The following is a 12,111-nucleotide window of genomic DNA, read 5'->3' on the forward strand; positions in this document are numbered from 1 at the left end:
CGGTGAGGATGACGCATAAGATAGAACCAGATAAGTGAAAGGGGATACAACATGAAAAGTGATGCAGTGAAGACAGGTATGCAGCAGGCGCCCCACAGGTCCCTGTTCAACGCCCTTGGTATGACGGAAGAAGAGATGAAGAAGCCCATGGTGGGCATTGTAAGTTCCTATAATGAGATTGTTCCCGGCCATATGAACCTGGATAAGATCGTTGAGGCAGTGAAGCTGGGTGTTGCCATGGCAGGCGGTACCCCGGTGGTGTTCCCGGCCATTGCGGTGTGCGACGGCATTGCCATGGGCCACATCGGAATGAAGTATTCCCTGGTGACCAGGGACCTGATTGCGGATTCCACCGAGTGCATGGCCCTGGCCCATCAGTTTGACGCCCTGGTCATGGTCCCCAACTGCGATAAGAATGTCCCCGGCCTTCTGATGGCGGCGGCCAGGATTAATGTGCCTACCGTATTTGTCAGCGGCGGCCCCATGCTGGCAGGCCATGTTAAGGGCCACAAGACCAGCCTTTCCAGCATGTTCGAGGCTGTGGGCGCATACGCCGCGGGCAATATGTCGGAGGAGGACGTAAGGGAATTTGAGAACAAGGCATGTCCTACCTGCGGCTCCTGTTCCGGCATGTACACTGCCAACAGCATGAACTGCCTGACAGAGGTGCTGGGCATGGGACTGAAGGGCAACGGGACCATTCCCGCCGTATATTCCGAGCGCATCAAGCTGGCAAAGCATGCAGGGATGCAGGTGATGGAGATGTACCGGCAGGATATCCGTCCAAAGGACATCATGACCAGGGAAGCGTTCATGAACGCCCTGACCATGGATATGGCCCTGGGCTGCTCCACCAACAGCATGCTCCATCTTCCGGCCATTGCCCATGAGGCAGGGGTTGAGCTGAACGTGGACATTGCCAATGAAATCAGTGCAAAGACACCGAACCTGTGCCATCTGGCGCCGGCAGGACCTACTTATATAGAAGATTTGAATGAAGCCGGCGGCATCTACGCTGTCATGAATGAGATCAGCAAGAAGGGCCTTCTTAACCTGGACTGCATGACCGTCACGGGTAAGACCGTGGGCGAGAACATAAAGGGCTGTGTCAACAAGAACCCGGATGTCATCCGTCCGGTGGAGGACCCATACAGTGAGACCGGCGGTATCGCCATCCTAAGAGGCAACCTGGCTCCGGATTCCGCGGTTGTGAAACGTTCCGCAGTGGCCCCTGAGATGCTGAAGCATGAAGGGCCTGCAAGGGTGTTTGACTGCGAGGAGGACGCCATTGACGCCATCAAGGGCGGCAAGATCAAGGCGGGGGACGTGGTGGTCATCCGTTACGAGGGACCAAAGGGCGGCCCGGGCATGAGGGAGATGCTCAATCCCACTTCCGCCATTGCGGGCATGGGACTTGGCTCATCCGTGGCCTTGATTACGGACGGACGTTTCTCAGGCGCATCCAGGGGGGCATCCATCGGCCATACTTCTCCTGAGGCGGCTGTGGGCGGACCCATTGCCCTTGTGGAGGAAGGCGACATCATTTCCATTGATATTGACAACCATCAGATGAATGTCCTGGTTCCGGATGAAGAGATGGCTGCGAGAAAGGCAAAGTGGCAGCCAAGGACACCTCAGGTGACAACGGGCTACCTGGCAAGGTACGCATCCCTTGTGACATCGGCTGACAGGGGCGCTGTGCTGCAGGTTAAATAGGGCACGGAACAGATAACGAGAAAAGGAGTGCGGTAATTATGAGTAAATTGACGGGGGCAGAGATTGTAGTTGAGTGTTTGAAGGAACAGGGAGTGGACACCGTGTTCGGTTATCCGGGCGGTTCCATCCTGAATATATATGACGCATTGTACCAGCATCAGGATGAGATTACCCATATCCTTACATCCCATGAGCAGGGCGCTGCCCATGCGGCGGACGGCTATGCAAGGGCCACCGGCAAGGTGGGCGTGTGCCTGGCGACCTCGGGACCCGGGGCAACCAACCTGGTCACGGGTATTGCAACCGCTTACATGGACTCTGTTCCGGTGGTGGCCATTACCTGTAATGTGACCAACAGCCTTTTGGGCAAGGACAGCTTCCAGGAGATTGATATTACGGGCGTGACCATGCCCATTACCAAATATAATTTCATTGTTAAGGACGTGAACCGTCTGGCAACGGTCATCCGCAGGGCCTTTACCATTGCCCAGACGGGGCGCCCCGGCCCGGTGCTGGTGGATATCACCAAGGATGTGACGGCGGCTCCCTGCGAGTATGAGAGGGAAGAGCCGGAGGAAATCGTGCGCCAGAGCGATACCATCCGGGAGGAGGACATGGAGCGGGCCATCGAGATAATCCGCAAGTCCAAGCAGCCGTTCATCTTTGTGGGCGGCGGCGCCGTACTGTCCAATGCGGCTGAGGAACTGAGGGCATTTGCCCACAAGATCCAGGCCCCGGTGGCGGACAGCCTGATGGGCAAGGGCGCATTTGACGGATGCGATGAGCTGTATACCGGGATGGTGGGCATGCACGGCACCAAGACATCCAACTTCGGCATCACGGAGGCAGACCTTCTGATCGTGGTCGGCGCCAGGTTCAGCGACCGGGTGACCGGCAATGCATCCAAGTTTGCCAAAAACGCAAAGATACTCCAGCTGGATATTGACCCGGCTGAGATCAATAAGAACATCAAGGTGGATGCCAGCATCATCGGCGACGTGAAGGTCATCCTGCGCAAGCTCAATGCCCGCCTTGACCCCATTAACCATGACGAGTGGATTGCCCATATCGAGCGCATGAAGGATATGTATCCCCTGCGCTATGACAAGAACATGCTCACCGGACCGTTCATCATACAGACGGTCAATGAGGTGACCCAGGGCGATGCGGTCATTGTCACTGAGGTGGGACAGCACCAGATGTGGGCCGCCCAGTATTACAATTACCGCCAGCCAAGGACCCTCCTTACCTCCGGCGGCCTGGGTACCATGGGCTACGGCCTGGGGGCTGCCATCGGAGCCAAGATGGGATGCAGGGATAAGACGGTCATCAATATTGCAGGGGACGGCTGTTTCCGCATGAACATGAATGAGATAGCCACGGCCACCCGCTATAATATCCCTGTGGTGGAACTGATTGTGAACAACCATGTGCTGGGCATGGTGCGCCAGTGGCAGACCCTCTTCTACGGCAAACGCTACTCACAGACCATACTCAATGATTCCGTGGATTTTGTGAAGCTTGCAGAAGCCATGGGGGCAAAGGCGTACAGGGTAACACAGAAGGAGGAACTGGAGCCGACCCTCAGGGAGGCCATTTCCCTTAATGTGCCTGTTGTCATTGACTGCCAGATCAGCTGTGATGACAAGGTATTCCCAATGGTATCGCCGGGAGCGCCAATCGCAGATGCTTTTGACGATACAGACTTGAAAATTAATTAAAAACAGTGTATAGTAGTCTTTAATACTTCGGGAACGTTATCAGATTACCTTGGTAAAGTGCACGGAAGTAATGGGACGGATGTACGATGGTGTATACGTTCAGACGGCTTCCTCTTATGCTGGCCCGGGGCGTGTCGCGGAATGGAATTCCGGACATATTCCCCCAAGGGCTGCATAGGTGGAAGTCATCTGTGTATATATATAAAAGAGGAAATGTGCAGCAGCCACAACCATTTAAGGAGGAGAACAAGATGAGCAGAGTTTACAATTTCTCAGCAGGACCGGCCGTATTGCCGGAGGACGTCCTGAAGGAAGCCGCAGCAGAGATGCTGGATTACAAGGGGACAGGAATGTCAGTGATGGAGATGAGCCATCGATCTCGGGCCTATGACGCCATCATTAAAGATGCTGAATCAGATCTGCGGGATCTCTTACATATTCCGGACAATTACAAAGTGCTGTTCCTTCAGGGAGGCGCATCCCAGCAGTTTGCCATGGTGCCCATGAACCTGATGAAGAACAAGGTGGCGGATTACATCGTGACCGGGCAGTGGGCCAAGAAGGCGTATCAGGAAGGACAGATGTACGGCAGGGCCAATGCCATTGCTTCCAGCGCGGATAAGACCTTCAGCTACATTCCGGACTGTTCCGACCTGGACGTATCAGAGGACGCCGATTATGTATACATCTGCGAGAACAACACCATCTATGGAACCAAGTTCTGGACCCTTCCCAACACCAAGGGTAAACTTCTGGTGGCCGACCAGTCATCCTGTTTCCTGTCCGAACCGGTTGATGTGGCTAAGTACGGCCTGATCTTTGCCGGGGCACAGAAGAATGTGGGACCGGCCGGAACCGTTATCGTAATCATAAGGGAAGACCTGGTGGATGAGGATGTATTCCCGGGAACCCCCACCATGCTCCGCTATAAGACCCATGTGGACGCAGGATCCCTGTACAATACACCGCCGACCTACGGCATTTACATGTGCGGCAAGGTGTTCAAGTGGCTGAAGGCCAGGGGCGGCCTGGAGGCCATGAAGGAATTCAATGAGAAAAAGGCTAAGATCCTGTACGATTTCCTGGATCAGAGCAGGCTGTTTAAGGGGACCGTGGAGAAGAAGGACCGCTCCCTGATGAATGTTCCCTTTGTTACGGGGGATGATGAACTGGATGCCCTGTTTGTAAAGGAGTCCAAGGCAGCAGGCTTTGAGAACCTGAAGGGCCACAGGACCGTAGGCGGCATGCGCGCCAGCATTTACAATGCAATGCCCATGGAAGGCGTGGAGAAGCTGGTTGCATTCATGGCTGGTTTTGAGGAGAAACATGGCAGATAGGAGCCGGCACGGCATGGTATAAGTGTTGGTAATGAGTTTCGGTGAAGAGGAGAGTAATAATTATGAAAAAGATCCATTGCTTAAATCCAATAGCAAAATGTGGCACTGAGTTATTTCCCGCTGATTATGAGCTGACAGCCGATGTGGCTGAGGCTGACGGCATACTGGTCCGCAGCGCGTCCATGCATGACATGGATTTCCCTGGGAACCTGAAGGCGGTGGGCCGCGCAGGCGCGGGCGTGAACAACATCCCGCTGGATGCGTGCGCAGAGGCTGGAATCGTGGTATTCAACACACCGGGCGCCAATGCCAACGGCGTGAAGGAACTGGTGATTGCGGGTATGCTGATGGCATCCAGGGATATTGTGGGCGGCATCGAGTGGTGCAGGGCCAATGCCGAGGATGACAACATCACAAAGGATACGGAGAAGAGCAAGAAGGCATTTGCGGGATGTGAGATCAAGGGGAAGAAGCTGGGCGTTGTGGGCCTGGGCGCAATCGGCGCAGAGGTCGCCAATGCAGCCACCCATCTGGGGATGGAAGTCTATGGATACGATCCTTACATATCGGTCAACGCAGCATGGAGGCTGTCCAGGAATGTAAAGCATATCACCAATGTGGACACCATTTTCCAGTACTGCGATTATATCACCATCCATGTGCCGCTGCTGGATTCCACCAAGGGCATGATTAATTCGGAAAAACTGGAGATGATGAAGGACGGGGTGGTAATCCTCAACTTCTCCAGGGATACGCTGGTCAATGACGACGACATGGCCGCTGCACTGGAGTCGGGCAAGGTCCGCTACTACGTAAGCGACTTCCCCAACCCCAAGGTTGCCAATATGAAGAATGTAATCCTGATGCCCCACCTGGGCGCATCCACCCAGGAGTCCGAGGACAACTGCGCGGTGATGGCCGTGAAGGAGATAACGGATTATCTGGAGAACGGCAATATCAGGAATTCCGTGAATTATCCATCCTGCGACATGGGAATCTGTCAGACGGAAAGCCGTGTGGCCGTACTGCACATGAACATCCCCAACATGATCGGCCAGGTGACCGGAACACTGGCTTCCCAGGGCGTGAATATTTCCGACATGACCAATAAGAGCCGTGATAAATACGCTTATACCCTGCTGGACCTGGAGCATAAGGCAGAGGAGTCAACCATTGAGAAGCTGAGGGCCATCAAGGGAGTCCTCAGGGTGCGCGTGGTAAAATAAAAAACGTGAGCTGCTGGCAGGAGAAGTCATGCCAGTACATTGGTATATTATATTAGGGCCTTCATGGCTGGGAAACCTGCTGTGGGGGCCTTAGTGGAAGAGGAGATAGGATATGGCGATTGTAAGACCGTTTGTGTGTGTCAGGCCGGATGCCGGGAAGGCGGATAAGGTGGCTGCGCTTCCCTATGACGTATATAACAGGAAGGAAGCATGTGAGGCAGTGAAGGGGAATCCCCTTTCCTTCCTGAACATTGACAGGGCTGAAACCCAGTTCCCGGATGATGTGGATACGTATGATGACAGGGTATATGTAAAGGCAAGGGAGATACTGGACAGACAGATTGAAGAAGGCGTGTATGTGACGGATGGGGAAGAGGATTACTATCTGTATGAGCTGACCATGGATGGGCGCAGCCAGACCGGGGTGGTGGCCTGCTGTTCCATCGACGATTATGTGGGCGGTGTGATTAAAAAGCATGAGAATACACGGGAGGACAAGGAGATTGACCGTATCCGCCATGTGGATACCACCAATGCCCATACCGGCCCCATATTCCTGGCCTACAGGCAGGATGAGGCCGTGAAGGAGATCGTGGCCCAGGTTAAGTCCGGCCAGCCCATCTATGACTTTGTGTCGGATGACGGGATTGGGCACAGGGTGTGGGTGATTGGGGACAGGGCAATGGTCCGGGCTGTGCAGGATGCATTTGGGAGGATACCTGCAACCTATATTGCGGACGGACATCACAGGGCGGCCTCCGCTGTGAAGGTAGGGCTTAAGAGACGGGAGGAGAATCCGGGGTATACAGGCGAGGAACCCTTTAATTACTTCCTGTCCGTGCTGTTCCCGGATGAGGAGCTGATGATACTGCCTTATAACCGGGTGGTGAAGGATTTAAACGGGATGGACCGGGAAGGGTTCTTAAAGGCCGCAGCGCAGCGGTTTTGCATAGAGGAACTGGGAACGGAAGCTTTTTCACCTGAGGAAAAGGGGACCTTCGGCATGTTCCTGGAAGGAAAGTGGTACTGCCTGAAAGCCAGGCCGGAATACATGGGCAATGACCCGGTGGATGGACTGGATGTGTCCATACTCCAGGACCATCTGCTGGATCCCGTGCTGGGCATCGGTGACCCGCGTACGGATAAGCGGGTGGACTTCATAGGTGGTATCCGGGGACTTAAGGAGCTGGAGCGCCGCTGCCATGAAGACATGAAAGTGGCCTTCTCCATGTATCCCACTTCCATCCGTGAACTGCTGGAGGTTGCGGATGCAGGGCGGCTCATGCCGCCTAAGTCTACCTGGTTTGAGCCGAAGCTGCGGAGCGGGTTGTTTATCCACAGGCTGGGGTAGGATGAGGCCTGATGGTACGGAAAAAGAAAAAAGATAATATGGAAGACGGGCAGCGGACGGATGTTTTGATGCATTCATCCGCTACCCGTCTTTTATATTATCAGGATCAACCCTCTATGTGGTACTCCTTCATCTTCCTCCAAAGGGTGGAGCGGCTCATGCCCAGCATGGCAGCGGCCTGTCCCTTGTTGAAGCGGCAGGAGGACAGGGCTTCCATGATCTGGCTGTCTTCTGTGGAGGCGGCGGGAACGGAAGCGGTCTGGGAGGGATGGCATTCAGGGAAAGCCAGCCTGGCGCATTCAATATCAATATGGCCGTTGCTGCTTAAGACGGCCATGCGTTCACAGATATTGAATAAATGGCGTATATTGCCGGTCCAGTCGGCCCGGCACAGGAACTGGATGACTTCCGGCCCCGTCGTGATGCCGGGGAAGTTCCTGTTCATGTATCTGGAGATCAGGAGAGGGATGTCCTCCCTGTGCTGGTTCAGGGGCGGTATGTTTATCCTGAGCACATCCAGGCGGTAGAACAGGTCTTCCCGGAACTGGTTGCTGCGGACCAGGCTTTCCAGGTTCTTATTGGTGGCTGCAATGATGCGGATATCCACATGGATGACGGAATCGCCCCCGACCCGCATGATCTCGCGTTCCTGGAGCACCCTCAGGAGCTTGGCCTGGAGCGGCAGGGGGATTTCCCCGATTTCATCCAGGAAGATGGTGCCTGTGTGGGCCAGTTCAAACAACCCGGCTTTTCCGTTTTTACGCGCCCCGGTAAAGGCTCCCGTGACATAGCCGAACAGTTCGCTTTCAAGCAGCGTGTCCGGGATTGCCGCGCAGTTTACCGCCACAAAGGGACAGAGGCTGCGGCTGCTGGCATTATGGATGCTTTGGGCCAGCACTTCTTTTCCGGTTCCGCTTTCCCCTATAAGGAGTATGTTGGAGTTTGTCTGGCTGTATTTCCTGGCAGTGCGGATGACGGATGCCATTGCGGGGGCCGTACCCACCATATCGTCAAAGGTCAGCTTCGCAACAAGGCCTTTGTCATAGATCTGTTTGCGTATATCGCCTTCCAGGGACTGGATTTCATTGACCAGCTGGATGTTTACAATGGAACCGGATAAGAATGCCTGGGTCCTTACAAAGGTCTTGCTGATGCTCAGCAGGGTGCGGTTATGCTGGAGGAGTTTATTGGTGTATTCGCTGTTGTCGGATAATATGTTTTTCAGCTCAAGGGGAAATGGAAAATCAATGATCCGTTTCCCGATACAGCTGTTGTCCAGGCCGAAGATGGACTGGGCTTTTTTATTGACCGTGGTAACGCGCCTGGAAGGGTCGATGAAGATGATGCCGTCATGGGAGATATCCAGTATGGTCTGAAGGCGCATGGATTTCTCCTGTTCCTTGCGGAAGATGAGCAGGGCGCGCTTGGCAGAAGACAGGGCGTCCCAGAATGCTTCCTTGCTGGTTTCGATAAGCATGTTGGGGATATGTATCATCTGTGCGTAACGGCAGGTGTTCAGCCCCCCGATGATGACCTCGCATCCTTCGCGGACTGCCTGGTCCACCAGGGCCTCGTTGTTCCAGTTGGGGGAGAGAAGGTATGTTTTGATGGGGGCGTCACACAGGTCGGATAAGCCCGTGATGCCTGCCAGCATGTTTCCTGCCGCAATGATCCCAATCTGTTTCTGTCCGTAGCGCTGTGTGCAGTTGCGGATGGTCCGAAGGATATCCGCAGTGGGGACCGAGATCCGGACCACAGGGATGTCGCCCGGGAGATTGGCCAGTATCTGGGCCAGGAGGCCGCGGGTGAGGATGATATCGGCGTCTATCTGCACGTGTCCGGTATCGGAGTTGTTCATGATGATTTCGTCCATGACATAGGTTTCGGAATCTTCCTGTCCATGGAACTGGTTGTGCTGGCTCAATATCTGTGCGGCATCTGCTATGAAGTTTTCACAGGGCACCACAAGGGCTATCTTTACCATGATTTCCTGTTCCTTTCCGGAAAGCGGTTCTGCTTCCATATATCGTTTTTATAATGATATCACATCTAACGGAAGAATAAAACAATATATTTCATATAAGACAAAAAGTTGCAACATTATGAAATATACACTGAGAAAGGATGAAGGGGGAGGGAGGATAAGATATGGGATTAGTGCCAAAAACTATGAGTATTTTTTGTATAGGTTATATAAAAAAGGAGGATTTTTGGTGCGTCTCAGAGATTGGCACGGAACTTGCTCTATATAAGGACAGATGCCAGGTCAGATATCAGTGGCTGTATCTGGCTGATATGAATCAGGAGGATGATGAAAATGCTGAGAAGAGGAGAAGCTTTCCGCAACAGGGCCAAACGCCTGCTGGCGGAGAAAAAGAAGCTGTCAGCCGCATGGCTTCAGGCAGCCAGTCCCATTACTGCCGAAATCATGGCAAAAGCCGGATTTGACATATTGATGGTGGACATGGAACACGGGCCAGGGGACATAATGAACCTGATAAGCCAGATGCAGGCTATTTCCCATTATGAGGCAGTACCCTTTGTGAGGGCGCCGTGGAATGACTTTGTGACGATTAAGCGGATATTGGATGCAGGCGTAAGCGGTATACTGGTTCCCTATGTAAACAATGCTGAGGAGGCGGCAAGGGCGGTGAGCGCATGCAAGTATCCCCTGGAGGGGATCAGGGGCATTGCCCCCAGTCCAAGGGCAGGGGGGTATGGCATGAACCAGAGGGATTATCTGGATTATGCCAATGAAGAACTGGATGTGCTTGTGGCCGTGGAAACCAAAACAGCGGTGGACCACATTGAGGAGATCGTGGGCACCAATGGGCTGGACGGTATCTTCATTGGACCCATGGATCTGGCCACCTCCTTTGGACATTTCTGCAATCCCGGGGACACGGAGGTGCAGGAGGCCATCCGCAGGGTGGAGGAGGTTGTGCTGAACTCCGATAAATTCCTTGCAACGGTGGCGGGGAGTTTTGAACAGGCCAGGGGATTGTATGAAAAAGGATACAGCATGGTGGTCATGATGTCTGATACCACCACGCTGGGGAAGATGGCACTGGAACAGGTGGACCGGTTCAGGGAAACGTATCCACAGCGGTAAACAGGCACTGATAATAAAACACAAGGAGAAGGAGATTGAGAGTATGAAGAAAAATATCATGGCAGTCACATTGGCAGCAGTCATGGCAATATCCATGGCAGGGTGCGCAGGGAGCAAGCCTGCGGAGACAAAACCCGCAGAGACAGCGGCAGGGACCACGGCAGGGACAACAGCAGATCCTGCCGGTGAAGACAAGGAGGCGAAGGGGCCTGGAAGTGCAAAAGAGGAAGGGGAAGCTGCGGCTAAGGCGGATTTCCCTAAAAAGCCCATTCAGATCATATGCCCTGTTAAGGCGGGAGGGGATACGGATTATAATACGCGCGTCATTGCACAGTACCTCTCAAAATACCTGGGAGTAAATGTGGTGGTGACCAATGTGGAGGGCGGGGCGACCATCCTTGGCATGCAGCAGGTCCTGGACGGGGAGCCGGATGGGTATACCATGGTCATCAACGGACTGGATGCGTATATCCCTAACATGATGGGAACAACGGATATTGTGATTGACAGCTTTAAGACCGTGGGAATCCCGCTGTTTGATAATACAACGGTACTGGTAGCCAATAAGGCCTCGGGATATGAGAACATTAAGGACGTGGTGGAGCGCACCCAGGCAGCCCCGGGCACCATTGAGTATGGCATGAAGATCGGCGCGGCAAACCAGGTTTACGGCATTGCCATGAACACGGAGTGGGACGCCAGGTTCAAACCCATGGACATCGGAAACAATGCCGCCAAGATGACGGCGCTTTTAGGACAGCAGACAGATACGGCGGTCCTGGCATATGCGCTGGCAAAGGATTATTTTGCAACAGGGGAATTCCAGGCGCTCTGCCTGCTGGGGAGTGAAAAGAATGAACTGCTTGCGGATGTGCCCCTGCCTTCTGAGTATGGTTTGAAGGACATTGACTGCAGCAAATGGTTCTGGCTGGGCGTGCACCCGGATACCCCGGACGAAATCGTGGATATCCTGTCAGATGCCCTGAAGCAGGTAACTGAGGACCAGGAATTCGTAAAGACGATGGAAGAGAATTACCTGACTGTCAAATATATTGCGAAGAAGGAAGCCCAGGAGTACGCTGACAGATTCTATGAGGAAACACTGGTGCCGTATAAGGATGAGTTCCTGGCAACCAGCAGCAAATAGGCTTGGGAAGGAGGCAAAATGTCACATAACAAAAAGGAAATACTATCAGGCGTGATATTTTTTCTCATTGCAGTTGCTTTGTATGCAGGTTCCTATGCCATTGTTGTTACCACCAATGACGCCATGGGTCCGCAGTTTTTCCCGAGGACCGTGGCTGTCATCATGGGGCTGCTGGCCGTGGTGCAGGTGGCGGGGGGCCTGAAAAAGGAGAAGAAGGAACAAGGGGATGAGGGAACGGGGGGATTTAATGCAAGGGCGGCAGCTACCATTGCAATCCTTTTTGCCTATGCCCTGCTGGTGCAGACCGTGGGATTCATCATCATGACGGCCCTCTATCTTATGGCTCAGATCCTGCTGCTTCTGCCTGAAAAACGTTTGAAGTCCAGGAAGGGAATCGTGATAACGGCGGTTGTGTCGGTTGTGACACCCATATTTATCTATGAGCTGTTTTACCGCGCATTCAGCATTTTCCTTCCCACTGGATTATTAGGATAAGGAGGA

At 53.6% G+C, this 12,111-nt stretch carries 9 protein-coding genes; 8 read left to right on the forward strand and 1 reads right to left on the reverse strand.

The annotated features are described in order from the left end of the window. The first annotated feature begins 51 nt into the window (after positions 1–51). From ilvD to LK536_RS55605, 5 genes are all read left to right on the forward strand, one after another. Positions 52–1,716: a dihydroxy-acid dehydratase gene (gene ilvD, locus LK536_RS55585; protein WP_130790308.1), complete on the forward strand. Its 1,665-nt coding sequence runs from the start codon at positions 52–54 to the stop codon at positions 1,714–1,716. A 38-nt stretch (positions 1,717–1,754) separates the two neighbouring features. Then, a complete protein-coding gene (gene ilvB / locus LK536_RS55590; RefSeq protein ID WP_025485742.1) occupies positions 1,755–3,437 on the forward strand; it encodes a biosynthetic-type acetolactate synthase large subunit in 1,683 nt (560 codons plus the stop codon). Positions 3,438–3,688: 251 nt separating this feature from the next. Next, positions 3,689–4,774 (forward strand): 3-phosphoserine/phosphohydroxythreonine transaminase, encoded by a 1,086-nt coding sequence (gene serC, locus LK536_RS55595; RefSeq protein ID WP_025485743.1) that lies wholly within the window; start codon positions 3,689–3,691, stop codon positions 4,772–4,774. Between the two features lie 62 nt (positions 4,775–4,836). Beyond that, positions 4,837–6,000: a phosphoglycerate dehydrogenase gene (locus tag LK536_RS55600; RefSeq protein ID WP_227797094.1), complete on the forward strand. Its 1,164-nt coding sequence runs from the start codon at positions 4,837–4,839 to the stop codon at positions 5,998–6,000. 112 nt (positions 6,001–6,112) lie between these two features. Then, positions 6,113–7,351, forward strand: a complete 1,239-nt coding sequence (locus tag LK536_RS55605) for a DUF1015 domain-containing protein (RefSeq protein ID WP_227797093.1) — start codon at positions 6,113–6,115, stop codon at positions 7,349–7,351. A gap of 106 nt (positions 7,352–7,457) precedes the next feature. Here the strand turns inward: LK536_RS55605 and LK536_RS55610 are convergent, their stop codons facing one another. Then, positions 7,458–9,374, reverse strand: a complete 1,917-nt coding sequence (locus tag LK536_RS55610; protein WP_506092253.1) for a sigma 54-interacting transcriptional regulator — start codon at positions 9,372–9,374, stop codon at positions 7,458–7,460. A gap of 294 nt (positions 9,375–9,668) precedes the next feature. Between LK536_RS55610 and LK536_RS55615 the strand changes: the two genes are divergently transcribed. Genes LK536_RS55615 through LK536_RS55625 form a run of 3 tightly spaced genes read left to right on the forward strand, consistent with a single transcriptional unit; the run spans position 9,669 to position 12,105 of the window. Beyond that, positions 9,669–10,463 carry an HpcH/HpaI aldolase family protein gene (locus tag LK536_RS55615; RefSeq protein WP_227797090.1) on the forward strand — a complete coding sequence of 265 codons (795 nt, stop codon included), beginning with the start codon at positions 9,669–9,671 and terminating at the stop codon, positions 10,461–10,463. A 43-nt stretch (positions 10,464–10,506) separates the two neighbouring features. After that, entirely contained in the window at positions 10,507–11,610 is a 1,104-nt protein-coding gene (locus LK536_RS55620) for a tripartite tricarboxylate transporter substrate binding protein (protein WP_227797088.1), read from the forward strand. Positions 11,611–11,628: 18 nt separating this feature from the next. After that, positions 11,629–12,105, forward strand: coding sequence for a tripartite tricarboxylate transporter TctB family protein (locus LK536_RS55625; RefSeq protein ID WP_025485749.1), 477 nt, complete (start codon positions 11,629–11,631; stop codon positions 12,103–12,105). Positions 12,106–12,111 lie beyond the last annotated feature (6 nt).

The organism is Clostridium pacaense, from assembly GCF_020709765.2.
In the GTDB taxonomy this organism is placed as follows: domain Bacteria; phylum Bacillota; class Clostridia; order Lachnospirales; family Lachnospiraceae; genus Enterocloster; species Enterocloster hominis.